This window comes from Natrinema thermotolerans (genome assembly GCF_031165565.1).
Taxonomy (GTDB): Archaea; Halobacteriota; Halobacteria; order Halobacteriales; family Natrialbaceae; genus Natrinema; species Natrinema thermotolerans.
Window position 1 is genome coordinate 1,655,795 of the sequence record NZ_CP101873.1, and the last position, 14,918, is coordinate 1,670,712.

General features: G+C 65.6%; 13 protein-coding genes. 8 read left to right on the forward strand and 5 right to left on the reverse strand.

All coding sequences use genetic code 11. From position 1 onward, the window contains the following. Positions 1–53: 53 nt before the first annotated feature. The 4 genes from NP511_RS08620 to NP511_RS08635 all read left to right on the forward strand — a co-directional run bounded on the left by NP511_RS08620 (position 54) and on the right by NP511_RS08635 (position 5,743). Entirely contained in the window at positions 54–1,217 is a 1,164-nt protein-coding gene (locus tag NP511_RS08620; protein WP_049965504.1) for a CaiB/BaiF CoA transferase family protein, read from the forward strand. Between the two features lie 75 nt (positions 1,218–1,292). Then, positions 1,293–2,930 carry a long-chain fatty acid--CoA ligase gene (locus NP511_RS08625; protein ID WP_084158269.1) on the forward strand — a complete coding sequence of 546 codons (1,638 nt, stop codon included), beginning with the start codon at positions 1,293–1,295 and terminating at the stop codon, positions 2,928–2,930. A gap of 20 nt (positions 2,931–2,950) precedes the next feature. Next, the gene (locus tag NP511_RS08630) at positions 2,951–4,171 is read left to right on the forward strand and encodes an acyl-CoA dehydrogenase family protein (protein WP_049965502.1); all 1,221 of its coding nucleotides are present in this window, start codon (positions 2,951–2,953) and stop codon (positions 4,169–4,171) included. Between the two features lie 135 nt (positions 4,172–4,306). Then, complete coding sequence (locus tag NP511_RS08635) at positions 4,307–5,743, forward strand: amidase (protein WP_049965501.1); 1,437 nt, start codon at positions 4,307–4,309, stop codon at positions 5,741–5,743. A 34-nt stretch (positions 5,744–5,777) separates the two neighbouring features. Here NP511_RS08635 and NP511_RS08640 read toward each other — a convergent pair whose 3' ends face one another. Next, the gene (locus tag NP511_RS08640) at positions 5,778–6,563 is read right to left on the reverse strand and encodes an SDR family NAD(P)-dependent oxidoreductase (protein ID WP_049965500.1); all 786 of its coding nucleotides are present in this window, start codon (positions 6,561–6,563) and stop codon (positions 5,778–5,780) included. A 161-nt stretch (positions 6,564–6,724) separates the two neighbouring features. Between NP511_RS08640 and NP511_RS08645 the strand changes: the two genes are divergently transcribed. The 4 genes from NP511_RS08645 to NP511_RS08660 all read left to right on the forward strand — a co-directional run bounded on the left by NP511_RS08645 (position 6,725) and on the right by NP511_RS08660 (position 10,395). Continuing rightward, on the forward strand, positions 6,725–7,873 hold the full coding sequence (locus tag NP511_RS08645) for a thiolase family protein (RefSeq protein ID WP_049905777.1): 1,149 nt from the start codon (positions 6,725–6,727) through the stop codon (positions 7,871–7,873). A 136-nt stretch (positions 7,874–8,009) separates the two neighbouring features. Next, a complete protein-coding gene (locus NP511_RS08650) occupies positions 8,010–9,260 on the forward strand; it encodes an acyl-CoA dehydrogenase family protein (protein WP_049965499.1) in 1,251 nt (416 codons plus the stop codon). 203 nt (positions 9,261–9,463) lie between these two features. Continuing rightward, the gene (locus tag NP511_RS08655) at positions 9,464–9,745 is read left to right on the forward strand and encodes a hypothetical protein (RefSeq protein WP_006182789.1); all 282 of its coding nucleotides are present in this window, start codon (positions 9,464–9,466) and stop codon (positions 9,743–9,745) included. 74 nt (positions 9,746–9,819) lie between these two features. Next, the gene (locus tag NP511_RS08660) at positions 9,820–10,395 is read left to right on the forward strand and encodes an RDD family protein (protein WP_049965498.1); all 576 of its coding nucleotides are present in this window, start codon (positions 9,820–9,822) and stop codon (positions 10,393–10,395) included. A 6-nt stretch (positions 10,396–10,401) separates the two neighbouring features. On the opposite strand, the gene NP511_RS08665 is transcribed toward NP511_RS08660, so the two are convergent. The 4 genes from NP511_RS08665 to NP511_RS08680 form a co-directional block, all read right to left on the reverse strand. Beyond that, a complete protein-coding gene (locus tag NP511_RS08665; RefSeq protein ID WP_006182791.1) occupies positions 10,402–11,487 on the reverse strand; it encodes an ABC transporter ATP-binding protein in 1,086 nt (361 codons plus the stop codon). 44 nt (positions 11,488–11,531) lie between these two features. After that, entirely contained in the window at positions 11,532–12,404 is an 873-nt protein-coding gene (locus NP511_RS08670) for a carbohydrate ABC transporter permease (RefSeq protein WP_006649852.1), read from the reverse strand. Further along, entirely contained in the window at positions 12,401–13,354 is a 954-nt protein-coding gene (locus tag NP511_RS08675) for a carbohydrate ABC transporter permease (RefSeq protein ID WP_006649851.1), read from the reverse strand. The genes NP511_RS08670 and NP511_RS08675 overlap by 4 nt, the downstream gene beginning before the upstream one ends. A 104-nt stretch (positions 13,355–13,458) precedes the next feature. Next, positions 13,459–14,877 carry an ABC transporter substrate-binding protein gene (locus NP511_RS08680; RefSeq protein WP_233274332.1) on the reverse strand — a complete coding sequence of 473 codons (1,419 nt, stop codon included), beginning with the start codon at positions 14,875–14,877 and terminating at the stop codon, positions 13,459–13,461. Between the last annotated feature and the right edge of the window lie 41 nt (positions 14,878–14,918).

The following is a 14,918-nucleotide window of genomic DNA, read 5'->3' on the forward strand; positions in this document are numbered from 1 at the left end:
CCCTGACCGACCGCCGACAGTAGACTTTTGGGACCGGATCGAAACGTGGTACCATGCAGCTCGATTCCGTTCGAATACTCGACCTGTCGCGGCTCTTGCCGGGCCCGTACGCGACGCAACTGCTCGCCGACGCGGGTGCCGACGTGATCAAGGTCGAGGACACGGATGCGGGCGACTACGCCCGCTATACGCCGCCGACGACCGAGCGTGACGTCGGCGCGCTGTTCGACAGCGTCAACCGCGGCAAACGCAGCGTCGCGCTCGACCTGAAATCGGGGGGCGGCCGCGAGGCGTTTTATGACCTCGTCGCCGAGGCCGACGTCGTCTTCGAACAGTTCCGGCCCGGCGTCGCCGACCGGCTCGAGATCGACTACGAGACGCTCGTCGAGTACAACGAGGAACTGGTCTACTGCTCGCTGTCCGGCTACGGGGGGACCGGCCCGTACGCCCAGCGCGCGGGCCACGACCTCAACTACGTCGGGGTGGCCGGCTTACTCGATATGACCCGGGAGGACGAGGAAATGGCCCCGCAGCTCCCGGGCTATCAGATCGGCGACCTCGGCGGCGGGCTGTTCGCGGCGTTTTCGATCGTCGGCGGGCTCCTCTCGCGGGAACTGGGCAACGGCGGCGAGTACGTCGACGTGGCCATGACCGACGTGGTCGCCTCCTTCTCGCAGGCGATCAGTCACGAGGCGCTGACCGGCGACAATCCTCGACCGGGTGAAACGGCGCTTACTGGCCGGTTCCCCTGGTACGACGTCTACGAGACCGCCGACGGCCGCTATCTGACGCTGGCGGCCCTCGAGCCGAAGTTCTGGACGGCCTTCTGCGAGGAGGTCGGCCGCGAGGACCTGACGGACCTACACGGAACGGACGATCCGGCCGAACTCGAAGCCGTCCGCGAGGAACTCGAGACCCTGTTCGCGACCCGCACGCGGGACGACTGGCTCGACGAACTGAGCGACGAGACGATGACCGGGCCGGTCTGTACGCCCGCCGAGGCGCTCGAGCATCCGCAACTCGAGGCCCGCGGGCTGGTCGAACGGCCCGACGACGCGCCGCCGCGGGTCGGGTTCCCGGCGCTGGGGTCGAACGCCCCCGAGGGCCGCGACGAATCGGTCCCCGGCCACGGCGAGCATACGGACGAACTGCTCGCCGCCGCGGGATACGACGCGGACGAACGTGCCGCGCTTCGCGACCGCGGTGCGATCCGTTAATCGCCGCGTCGACGGCGCAACCGCCGTCTCGCCCCAAATCATAAGGTACTGGACAGAATAGTGGCGACGACCATGATGGGTGTCCAGTTAACACTTGACAAGGTACTCGAGCGGGCGGTCGACCTCTACCCCGATCGGGAACTGGTGACGAAACTGCCCGACGGGAGCGTCCATCGGTACACGTACGGCGACGCGTACGACCGGATCAATCAACTCGCGTCCGCGCTCGACGACCTCGGACTCGATCGGGGCGATCGGGTCGGCGTCGTCGCGACGAACCACTACCGCCACTACGAACTGTACTTCGGGCCGGCGTGTTCGGGACGGTCGATTCACATGTGCAACATGCGGCTGCCCGACCACCACTTCGTCCATACGATCGACGACGCCGAGGACCGGGTGATCTTCGTCGATCCCGGCCTCATCGAGAAGGTCGAAGCCAACGCCGACGACCTCGATACCGTCGAGCAGTACGTCGTCCTCGACGACGAGGTCCCCGATACCGACCTCGAGCCGGTGACCGACTACGAGTCGTTGCTCGAGGGCCAGCCGACCGACTACGAGTGGCCGGACATCGACGAGGACGCGGAGTACGGCATGTGTCACACCTCGGGGACGACGGGGCTGCCCAAGGGCGTCGCCTACTCCCACCGGGCGATGTACCTCCACAGCATCATGGGCGGCCACGTCGACGCCAACGGGATCGGCGAGCGCGACACGATTCTCCCCGTCGTGCCGATGTTCCACGCCAACGGCTGGGGGCTCCCCTACGGCGCGACGCTCGTGGGAGCAAAGCAGGTCTTTCCCTCGGTCCACACCGATCCCGAGACGATCGCCCGGCTGATCGACGAGGAGGGCGTGACCTTCTCCGCGGCCGTACCGACGATCTGGCTCGAGATGGCGGAGTTCTTGGACGAGAACCCCGAGGTCGACATCTCGAACATCGACCGGCTGACGGTCGGCGGGTCGGCGCCACCGGAGTCGCTCATCCGGAAGTACGACGAGGAGTACGACGCGCCGATCCTCCAGGGCTGGGGGATGACCGAGACTTCGCCGCTTGGCACGCTCAGTACGCTCCGGAAGGAGACGGCGGCACTGCCCAGCGACGAGCAATACGAGTACCGCGCGAAGGCCGGTATCCCCGTCCCGGGGATGCAGACCCGGGTGATCGACGACGACGGCGAGGAGGTCCCCGCCGACGGGGAGACGATGGGCGAACTGCAGGTCCGCAGCCCGTGGGTGACCGACGGCTACCACAATCGGCCCGAGGAGAACGAGCAGGCGTTTACCGACGACGGCTACCTGCGGACCGGCGACATCGCCACCCGCGACGAGATGGGGTACATCGACGTCGTCGACCGCGACAAGGACGTCATCAAGTCCGGCGGCGAGTGGATCTCCTCGGTCCAACTCGAGAACGAACTGATCGGCCACGAGGCCGTCAGCGAGGCGACGGTCATCGCCGTCGACCACGAGCGTTGGCAGGAACGGCCCATGGCGGTCGTCGTCCCGCGGGACGGCGCGACCGTCGACGCGGACGACCTCGAGGCCCACCTCGCCGAGACGTTCCCCTCGTGGTGGCTGCCCGATGTCTACGAGATCGTCGACGAGATTCCGAAGACCTCGACGGGCAAGTTCGACAAGAAGACGCTCCGAGACCAGTTCGACGTGGTCCTCGAGGCGGAAGACGACGAACAGGCACCACAGCAGTAAGCGACCTCACGAAATCTCATATGGTAGCAAACACCACAGACGGCGTGAGTTTCGACACCGACGACGAGACCGAACTGATCCTCGAGAGCATCGACGAGTTCATCCATCGGGAGGTCGAGCCGATCGTCGAGGAGTTGGGCGACACCTACACCAACCCCCGAAAGGGCCACCACGAGAACGGCCGGTGGACCGACGAGCTGCTCGAGGCCCGCGAGGAGATCCGGCGGAAGTCGGCCGAGGCGGGGTTCTACGCGATGAACCTGCCCGAGGACGCGGGCGGCGACGGCATCTCACCGGTCACCTGGTATCGGGCGAAGAAACACCTCGCGAGCCACGGCGGCGGCCTCGAGCGGTACGTCCTCGCCGGCCCCGAGGGACCGAAGCCACTGCTGTTACAGGCCGAGGGCGACCAACGCGAGAAATATCTCGAGCCCGTGGTCCGCGGCGAGAAGTCGACGGCGTTCGGCCAGACAGAGCCCGGCGTGGGGTCGGATTCGCCGAATATGGAGACCACCGCGGAGAGAGACGGCGACGAGTGGCTCATCAACGGGCGCAAGCAGTGGATCACCAACGCGCCCTACGCCGACTTCGTCCAACTGTTCGCCCGGACCACGCCACAGGACGAGGGCGGTCGCTACGGCGGTATCACCTGCTTCATCGTCGAGGAAGACGAGTACGAGATCGGGTCGTACAACAACGCCGTCGGCGCGGAGGGGTCACAGGCCGAAATCGTTCTCGACGGCGTTCGCGTCCCCGAGGACCGCGTCCTCGGCGAAGTCGACGAGGCCTTCTACGCCGCGATGGAGTTCCTCTCGCTCGGGCGACTCGAGCTGGGTGCCGAAGCCGTGGGGTACAGCGAGTACCTGCTCGAAGAGGCCGGCGAGTACGTCACCGAGCGCGAGGCCTTCGGCGAGCCGATCGGGAACTTCCAGCAGGTCTCCGCGAAGCTCGCGAAGGGGAAGGCGAAGACCTACGCGGCCGACGCGGCGGGACTGAAACTCGCCTGGAAGATGGCCCAGGACGAACGGACGATCATGGACTCGTCGGTGCTGAAGTGGTTCGCCACGAACGTCCTCTGGGAGGTCGCCGATGCGGCGGTGCAGGTCAACGGCGCGAACGGGCTGGCCGAGGAGAGCCCCTACATGGATCTGGTCCACCAGGCGCGGATCCTGCGGATCGTCGAGGGAACCGACGAGATCCAGCTCAACACGATCGCGAAGACGATGGGCATCACGGAGTAACTGCCTTCCACTGCTCCGCTCGAGGGGATGGCCCCGCTCGCTCGTTGGGGAGGGGGGTTCGCGTCCCAGCTCGCGGTCGCAACTGCGGTTCGCCGAGACGAACGCTTTTCACTCGGTACGGTTATGACTCGTATCATGGTAACAGGGCACACAGGCCGGACTGCCGCCGGGCTCGCGCGGGCGATCCGCGACGGCGAACTCTCGCCGACCGCGGTCGTCGACGCGGTCCTCGAGCGAATACACGAACGAAACGAGCGGACGAACGCCTTCGTGACGGTGACCGACGACCTCGCCCGCGAGATGGCCGCGGACGCGGAGCGGGCGATCGACGAGGGCGAGCCGCTCGGGCCGCTGCACGGTGTCCCCGTCGCGATCAAAGACCTCGACGACGTCGAAGGAGTCCGAACGACCACCGGCTCCCTGCTCTTCGAGGACCGCGTCGCCGAGTCGGACTCGCCGTTCGTCGCCCGGTTGAAGGCGGCGGGCGCGATCGTCGTCGGCAAGACCAACACGCCCGAGTTCGGGCTCGGGACGACCACCGACAACCGCGTCGCCGGGCCGACCGGGACGCCGTTCGATCCCGACCGCGTCTCGGGGGGCTCCTCCGGCGGGGCCGGCGCGGCGCTTGCCGACCGGCTCGTCCCGCTCGCACCCGGCTCCGACGCCGGCGGCTCGGTTCGCGTTCCGGCGAGTTTCTGTGGCGTCTACGGGCTCAAGCCCACGCAGGGCGTGATCCCAAACGTCAGTCGACCGAACGGGTTCGCGAGCCACACTCCCTTCTCCACGCACGGGCCGCTGGCCCGAACCGTCGAGGACGCGGCGCTCTCGCTGGACGTAATGGCGGGATCCCACCCGCGGGACCCGTTCTCGGTCCCGAAGGGGGACGAGTACCGCGACGCCGTCGACCGGCCGATCGACGAGATGGAGATCGCCTTCAGTCCCGATATGGGGGTCTATCCCGTCGATCCCGCCGTCCGCGAGGTCCTCGAGGACGCCGTCTCGGCGCTCGAGCGCGCCGGCGCGACGGTCGATCGGGTCGATCCGGACCTGGGACACGACAACGAGGAGATACTGGAGGCCTATTACACCATGGCGACCGTGCGGTGGGGGTCGCTGCTCGAGAACCTCCGGGCGGAGGGGTTCGACCCGCTCGGCGAGGACCGCGACCGCCTGCGGCCGTATCTCGTCGAACTGATCGTCGACGCCGAGGAGCCGACGACGCGGGAGTACAAGCGCGCTGACGTGGTCCGGACCCACGTTCTCGACGGGCTGGTCGACCTGTTCGCGGAGTACGACCTCCTCGTGACGGCGACGGCGGGAACGACGCCGTTCCCCCACGACCAAGAACCGGAAGAGATCGACGGCGTCGAGATCGAACCGTATCGGGGCTGGGTCCTCACCCAGCCGTTCAACCTCACCGGCCAGCCGGCGGCCTCGGTCCCGGCCGGCCTCGTCGACGGGCTCCCCGTCGGGATGCAAATCGCGGGGCAGCGACACGACGACGACGCGGTCATCGCGGCCAGCGCCGCCGTCGAACGACAGCGGCCGTGGCACGACGCGTATCCCGAGTAGGAGAGAACTGTCCGCAGTCGGTTCGTGGTCGCCGTCAGAAGCTAAAGAGGTCGATCCCACCCGTGACGCCGATCACCTGCCCGGTCACGTAGCTCGCCTGTTCCGAGCAGAGGTACGTGACCATATTGGCGACGTCCTCCTCGGTCCCGAGGTGGCGCATCGGCGTCGCGTCGGCGATGCGGGCGTAGTATTCGTCGACGTTCTCCCGGAGTTCGTCGGGATCCATGTCGGCCCAGTCGCCGACGACGATGTTTGGCGCGATGACGTTGGAGGTGACCCCCGACTGGGCCCCCTCGAGCGCCATCGTCCGGCCGACGCCGATCATGGCGGCCTTCGTCGCGGAGTAGGAAAACTGGCCGAAACCGCCGTACCAGCCGGCCATCGAGGACATGTTGACGATCCGGCCCCAGCCGCGTTCGCACATCCGCGGGAACAGCTCCTTGCTGATGTTGTAGGTGCCGGTGAGGTTGATCTCGATGTCGCGGTCCCAGACGTCGTCGTCGTAGTCGCCGACGCGCGAGCGGGCGTCGACCATCGCGGCGTTGTTCACGAGGACGTCTACGCCACCGAACGCGTCGCGGACCTCGGCCATCGAGTCGGCGACGTCCGCGCGGTCGGTCAGATCGCACTCGAGGGCCATCGCCTCGCCGCCCCCGGCGGTCTCGTTGATTGCCGCGGCGGTCTCCCCTGCGCCGTCGGCGTCCACGTCGAGGACGACGACGTCCGCGCCTTCCTCGGCGAGCAGTCGACAGTCTGCGCTTCCGATGCGTCCGGCCCCGCCGGTGACGACGGCGGTCCGGTCCTGTAGTCCGAAATCCATCGCCCGAGCGAATACTACACGATCTGATTTAATCGTTGTGGGGAGCTACCAACCGACACGCCGATCAGCGAACCTGAGTACCCCGAAAAGAGTCCAGCACGGTCGATCACGAATATATGCACAACTTCTATGACGGATCGCGGAATACTCAAGTCCACGTCATGAACTCCGCAGTCATCGTCGACGCCGTCCGGACACCGTTCGGGAAACGCGACGGGTCGTTCAGCGACACGCACCCGCAGGACCTGGCCGCCGAACCGCTCGAGGCTCTGCGCGAGCGCAACGGGTTCGAGCCGGAGACGATCGAGGACGTCATCTACGGCTGTGTCACGCCCGTCGACGAACAGGGGCTGAACATCGGGCGGCTCGCGCCGATGGTCGCCGGCTGGGGCGACGTCGTCCCCGGCGTCCAGTTGAACCGGATGTGTGGCTCCGGCCAGCAGGCCGCGAACTTCGCCGCCGCGAACGTCATGGCCGGCCAGCACGATGTCCTCATCGCCGGCGGGGTCGAACACATGACCCGCGTGCCGATGGGGTCGGACGGCGACGCGCCGACCGACACGTATTTCGAGTACTTCGACGAGCTGACCACGCAGGGCGAAGGGGCCGAACGCATCGCCGAGAACTACGGCCTCACGCGCTCGGAACTCGACGAGATCGCCGCCGACTCCCAACGGCGCTGGAAGCGGGCCTGGGACGAGGGCCGCTACGACGACCAGATCACGCCCGTCGAGACCGAACTCGACGGCGAGGAGATCGTCGTCGAACAGGACGAACACCCGCGGCCGGGCACGGACGAGGAAACGCTCGCCGAACTCCCGCTGTCGTTCCGCGAAGAAGGCGAGGGCGTTCACCACCCCGGCAACTCCTCGGGGATCGTCGACGGCTCCTGTGCGCTGTTGATCACCAGCGAGGCGGCCGCCGAAGAACACGGCTGGGAGCCGATGGCCCGCATCGTCCAGACCGAGGTCGTCGGCGTCGACCCCGTCACGATGCTTCGCGGCCCCATCCCGGCGACCGAGAACGTCCTCGAGAAAGCCGACATGGGCGTCGGCGATATCGATCTCTTCGAGGTCAACGAGGCCTTCGCCTCGGTCGTCGCGGCCTGGCTCGAGGAGACCGGCGCGTCCTGGGAGGACGTCAACGTCAACGGCGGGGCGATCGCCCACGGTCACCCGCTGGGCGCGACCGGCGCGATGTTGCTGACCAAACTGGCCCACGAACTCGAGCGCACCGGCCAGGACACCGCGCTTTCGACGATGTGTATCGGCTTCGGCCAGGGCGTCGCGACGATCCTCGAACGGGTCTGAGCGGACGACCGCCGTCGGGAGCCGACTGGAAGCGGGCATCGCTTCGGAACGCGTAGTCGATTCGCCACCCGTTCGTTGCCAATGTATGCGTTTCCTTACCTATAGCTTTACAATGCTGTATGCGGTTATGGGTGATATGGAGTACCACGACTCCGAGAAAGCAAAAGAGGTTGCGGGCCGCGTAGCGGACTTCATGGACGAAGTCGTCATTCCACGCGAGCGAGAGGCACTCGCGACGGGTGAGACGATCTCCATGGACGAGATCCACGAGATGTGGGAGATGGCCAAGGAGCGCGACCTGTTCGCGCCCCAGGTCCCCGAGGAGTACGGCGGGCAGGGACTGGACTTCAGCGACATGCTGCCGTCGTTCGAGCAGGTCGGCCGCTCGCTGATCGGCGCGATCGCGATCCGGGCCAACGCGCCCCAGGAAGGGAACATGCACACCCTCGAGATGGTCGGCACGGACGAGCAGAAAGAGGAGTACCTGCGCCCGCTCGTCCAGGGCGAGATCTCCACTGCCTTCGCGATGACCGAGCCCAAGGTGGGTGCCGGCTCGGACCCGAAGATGCTCCAGAGTACCGCCGTCAAGGACGGCGACGAGTGGGTCATCAACGGCCACAAGTGGTGGACCTCCGACGGGCTGGGTGCGGACTACTATCTGACGATGGTCCGGACCGATCTGGACGCCCATCCCTACGAGGGTGCCTCGATCATTCTCGTGCCGCGTGACGCCGACGGCGTCGAGGTCGTCCGCAACGTCGATCACCTGGGCGGCCACGGGATCACCGAGCGCGAGGGCGGGCACGCCGAGATGAAGTTCGACAACGTCCGCGTCCCCGTCGAGAACACCCTCGGCGAGGAAGGCGACGGGTTCCGCATCGCCCAGATGCGCCTCGGCGGCGGTCGGCTCACCCACTGTATGCGCTACTCCGGAATGGCTCAGCGCTCGCTCGAGATCGCGAAGGCCTACCTTCAGGAACGGGAGGCCTTCGGCTCGAAACTCGAGGACAAGCAGGCGCTGCGCCACCGCATCGCCGACGCCGAAACCCGCCTGCACGCCGCGCGAACCATGGTTCGCCACGCCGCGCGGGAACTCGATCGCAGCGACGCGCGCATCGAGGTCGCGATGTCGAAGATGTTCACCGCGAACGTCACCAACGATACGATCGACCTCGCGCTGCAGTGTTGTGGCGGCAACGGGATCGGGAAGGACATCCCGATCGCACACTTCTACGAGAACGTCCGCGCGTTCCGTATCGTCGACGGGGCCGACGAAGTCCACCGTCGCTCGATCGCCCGCTGGGCGTTCGAGGACGTCGACGAGACCGAGATCGAGAACACCCTCCAGTTCGACGAAGAGCTGCGAAACGACGAACTCAAGGAGTAACGCTCGCCTCGAGTCCCCGGCCTCGCCGCCGGGTTCCACGTGCCCCATCGTCGCCGACTCGACGGCTGTCGCCGTCGGCCGGTTTTGTCGGGGCAGATTGCCATTGCCGAGCCGCTGGCCTGTCTGCCCGTGTAACCCCGTCGGCGAAATCGTGTCACCTGTACCCATAGATATTTACTTCTCGGTGGGAATAACGACACTATATGAGTGGAGATACCACATCACGCAAATCCGATAGCGCGGGGCTCGAGAACATCCGCAAGGCGTCGGATGCGGTCGAGAAGTCCACGGCGGGGATCGCCGTCGAGAAAACGATCGAACGCTGGCGGACGCTCGGTGCCATCGTCGTGCTGGCGATCACTAGCGTCTTGCTGTACCAGATCGACGGCTACCTTTCGATCGACTCGCAGGTGTTCGGCGGCATCACGCTCGCTCTTTTCGCCTACTTCCTCGTGACGCTGCGAACGGACATCCGGATGGAGTAACGCCGTCGGACGACGGCAGCTATTTCCCGTCCGCTACTGAATGACTCCCGCATGAACGCCGAGGCGGTCGCACCGTGATCGACTGGACGCTGGACGGGTTCCTCCCGACCCGGCGACAACCGGCCCCAAGAGTCGAAACTGCGGCCGACCGAGACGTGCTGCTCGCCCGCGTGGCGGCGGCGGCGATCGACCTGGTTCTCTGTTACGTCCTGCTCGAGTTCCCGCTGATCTACGCCGCGAGCGTGGTCCTCAGCGGGCCCTACGAGGCGCTGGGTGGATACGTCGTCTTCCTGTCGCTGGTCGCGCTCTTGCCGCTCTATGTTACCTACTCCTTCGTCTGTGAGTGGCGCTACGGGCGGACGCCGGGGAAAGTCAACCGCGGCCTGCTGGTCGTCATGGCCGACGGTCGCGAGTGTACGCTCCGGGCAAGCGCCGTCCGAAACCTCTGTCGGTACGTCGATCTACTCGGCGTCCCGCCGCTGGTACTCGGGCTCGTCTCGGCGCTGGTGGCCGACGGCCGACGCGTCGGGGATCTCGCCGCCGGCACGATCGTCGTTCGCTCGACGGCACCGGCGGATCTCGAGACGGCGGTCGCTGCCGACACGGAGACGAGCGCGGCCGCTCGAGCGAGCCGCGACGAAAAGAACTGACCGGAATCAGGCGATCCGTACGCCGGAGTCGTTGTCGTACAGCTGGATGTAGTCGTCCTCGAAGACGAGGCCGTACTCCCCACCGTTGCCCTCGAAGTCGGGATCGGTGACGACGACGATCTCGCCGAACTCGGTGTCGAAGAAGCTGTGGGTCGCATCGCCCAGCGGCTCGTCGAGCAGGTGCGTCGCCGGGATACCGGCGTCAGGATCGTCGCTGACCCGGATGTACTGTGGCCGGAGGCCGACGCGGACGTCCTCGCCGGCCCAGCCCTCGAGACCGTCGCGGGCGAGGGCGTACTCGTAGCCACCGACGTCGAGTTCGGCGGTCCCGTTGACCGCGCCGACGTTGCCCTCGAAGAACTGCGTCGACGGCTGGCCGATGAACTGGCTGACGAACTGCGAGGCCGGCTCGTCGTAGACCTCCTTCGGTGGAGCGACCTGTGCCAGTTCGCCGTCGTTGATCACGGCGACGCGGTCGGACATGGTCATCGCCTCCTCCTGGTCGTGGGTCACGTACAGCGTCGGACAGCCGATCTCGTCGGTCACCTTCTCGATGACCGGCCGCAGTTCGGCCTTGAGCTTCGCGTCCAGGTCCGACATCGGCTCGTCGAACAGGAAGATCTCCGGGTCCCGCACGAGCGATCGCCCGAGTGCGACGCGCTGTTGCTGGCCGCCCGAGAGATCCGCGGGCATCTTCTTTAACTGGTCCGTGATCTGGAGCAACTCGGCGGCCTCCTCGACGCGGGCCATGCGTTCCTCCCGGGAGAAGCCGGAGATCTTGAGCCCGTAGGCCATGTTCTCCTGAACGCTCATGTGGGGGTAGAGCGCGATGTCCTGGAACAGCAACGCGATGTTGCGTTCCTGAACCGGCTTCTGTGTTACGTCACGGTCGCCGAATTTGATCGTCCCGCTGGTCGGCTTGTTCAGCCCCGCGACACAGCGTAGGGTCGTGGTCTTGCCACAGCCCGAGGGGCCGACCAGCGTCACGAACTCGCCGTCCTCGATGGTGAGGTCGACGTCGTCGACGGCGACGATGCTGTTACCCGATTCGTTGTACACTTTCGTCAGGTTCCGGATCTCGATGTCTGGCATATGTTGGTATGTCTCGTGGTGTTAGTTGTAAAGGTGATGCACGCTCAGAGGGCTCTGACCTGGAACCCCTTCAGCAGGTAGCTCTGCATGAAGTAGGCAAACAGCAGCGGTGGCAGCGTCATGGCCAGCGAGATCGCCATCAGGTAGGCCTGCGGCAGGAACTGTGCCTGTCCCATCGCTCGGAGGATACCGGGCGCGAACGTCGTGGTATCGGTCTGGGGCAGGAGGATCTGCGCGAACGTGAAGTCGTTCCACGCGAGCGCGAAGGCAAACAGCGCCGCGGCGATGATCGCCGGTCGGCACTGCGGCACGACGACGTCACGAAAGCCCCGCCACCGCGACGCGCCGTCGACCCACGCGGCTTCCTCGTGGGCTTCCGGGATCGTCATGATGTACTTCCACATCAGCCAGACCGCGAAGGGCATCGAGATCGCCGAGAGGGCGATGATGAGCCCGAATCGGGTCCCGAGCAGGCCGATGTTCTGCCAGATCTGGTAGAGCGGGATCCCGATGACGATCGGGCTGAAGAGGTAGCCGATCAGGAGGATCCGCGCGAAGTTCTCCTTTTGCGGGAAGTCCAGTCGCGCGAGGCCGTAGCCGGCGATCAGCGAGACGAGGACGACCGTCACGATGGTCCCGATAGCCACCACGACCGTGTTGAACATGTAGGTGTACATCTCCGGTTCGGTCAGGACGTTGAAGTTGTCCAGCGTGAAGATGTCCGGCGTGGGGAAGACGGTGACTGTGTCTTCGACCGTCTCGTACTCGGTAAAGGCCAACTGGGTCATCCAGTAGATCGGCCAGGCACCGACGAGGACGATGATCGCGGTGCTGACGACTTTCAGTGATTCGATAACACGCGTCTCGCGGTCGTATGAGAGGCCGAAGACGCCTCCCGGTGGTTCGCTTTGGCTCATGTCGTCGTCTCAACCTCCTCGCTGGGGTTGAAGAGTTTGAAGTAGATGATCGCCGACGCTAGCAGGAACAGGAACATGACCACGGCGATCGCGTTGGCGAGGCCGTAGGCCTGGTCCGTGTACACGGTCTTGTAGGCCAGCACGGGCAGCGTCGTCGTGGCGTTACCGGGGCCACCCTCAGTGAGCTGCCAGATGATGTCGAACTTGTTGAACATGAAGACCGAACGGAGCAGGACGACGACCGTCACGATCCCCATGAGACGCGGCAGCGTGATGTCGCGGAACATCTGCCAGCGGTTCGCGCCACAGACCTTCGCCGCCTCGTAGAACCGATCGGGAATCGCGCGCAACTGTGCGAGCGTGAAGATGGTGACGAAGACGGCGAACTTCCAGGTCCCGACAAGGATCAGCAGCCGCATCGCCCAGTCGCGCGAGCCCAGCGGGGCCTCCCGTCCGCCCCATAGGCCGAGCCACTCAGCGCCGATCATCTGGAAGACGCCGCCGGCCGGATCGAACACCCGCAGCGCCACCAGCGAGACGATGATCGTCGGGATCAGGTAGGCCGTAAAGACCACCGCAGTGAGCAGTTTCTGTCCGCGGGTGATGCGGTTCAGCACCAGCGCCATCCAGAGCCCGACGGCGAGCTGGAGGAGGGTACTGCCGACCATGTAGACGATCCCCCGCCACAGCGAGCCCCAGAACGTGGAGATGTTCAGGACCTCCCGGTAGTTCGCGAGGCCGGCCCACTGCCACTCCGGATTGAGCGTGTGGATCTCGTGTAACGATGCCCAGAACGCGAACGCGACTGGCAACACCGCGATGAGCAAGTACAGGACGACGACCGGAAGCACGGTCCCGATTCCCGCGACCGTCTCCCGCTTTACCGGCAGGTCGTCCCACGGAATGTACGCCCTGCCAGGCCGTATCGATTCTCCGGTTTCACTGGCCATATCTAGATTTCCTCTGCGTGCATGTATGTTAATCTCACGGTTGGCTATAAACGATTCCCTCCGGCGCTCACACGGCCGAAAGAGGGTCGGCTGTCCGGCACCGATTATCCGAACGTGTCCTGTGCCTCTGCGAAGGCGTCCTCGAGTTCCCCGTACCCCCAGTCGTAGGCCTCCTGTGGCGTCATCGAGTCGGTGACCACTCGGTTGATCATCTCGCCGTAGAACCACTGCCGTTGCATGTACAGTGACACCGGCGAAGAGGTGTTTGCCGCATCGACGCTGCCGTAGTGGTTGCCCCAGATCTCGTCCTGGACGTACTGGAGTTTTTCGAGCAAGTGGCCGTGATTCTCGAAGATGTCCTGGTTCTGGAACGCGTCCGATTCCAGCACGTCGGAGTAGGTCGGCAGGAACCGACCGGGGTCCGTCTCGTAGAAGCTCACGGTGCGCTCCATGCTATCGGCGTAGAGCCACTCGAACCACTCCTTGGCGTCGCCCGGCCGCTCGGAGTTCGCGAAGATGTGGTAGCCGTCAGGGGCCGGCGAGGACAGCCAGTTCTCGCTCGGATCGACGCCGTCCTGCATCGGGTACGGGATGATCTCGGTGTTCTCGGCGACCGAACGCAGCCCGTCGCTGTCGTTGGCCTCGGCGGCCTGTGCGGTGACGCCGATCGGCCACGCGTTGAGGTGGTAACACTGGGCGTATTCACCCTGTACCCAGCTGCTGAGCGAGCTGGCCCAGCCGATATTGGTCGGATCCGGCGAGTACTGTGAGAGTTCGTCCACGTACTCCAGTACCTCGATTACCGTGTCTTCGGGCCACCAGATCTCGAGTTCGTCGCGGGCGTCCGGGTCCTTCCAACGGAGACCGATGCCGGAGATGCCCGCGCTCGCGAGCAGGACGAGCATTTCGTCTTGACTCTTGCCGGTCTTCGCCCCGGCTAGCCCGTAGCCGCGCATACCCTCGAGATCACCGCCGGCGTCGTCGATCACCTCGGCGTTCTCGAGGACGTCGCTGAACGTCTCGGGCTCGTCCAGTCCGAGTTCGTCGTAGACGTCCTGGCGGTACTGGAAGTTCGAGACGTAGACGCCGTGGGGGATCTGATAGATGTCGTCTCCCTCACCGAGGAATGCGCCGCCAGCATTCAGTTCCCCGTTTACCTCCTCGATCGACGAGACGACGTCGTTGACGGTCTCGAGCTGGTCCGTCTCCCAGATGTCGGCCACCTGGTCGAACGTAGACGTGTTCGCTTCCGGCGGATTGCCCGACTGAATCAGCTGTGAGAGCCGCGACTCCTGACTCCCGGACATCCCCGCTTCCTCGATGGAGACCGGGATGTCGGTCTCGTCCTCGAACTGGGGCTCGAGGTCGTCCCAGACCGATTGCCACGCGTCGTTGTAGTAGTCCGTCAGGAATTGGACGTCGTCGTCACCGCCACCGCCACCGAGACAACCGGCCATTGCCCCCGCGAGTCCTACACCTGCACCCGTAAGCACCCGTCGCCTGTTGATGGAATCCCGTGTCATTGGTTCACAATCACTCTTGTCCACTGCTAACATCCTGCTAC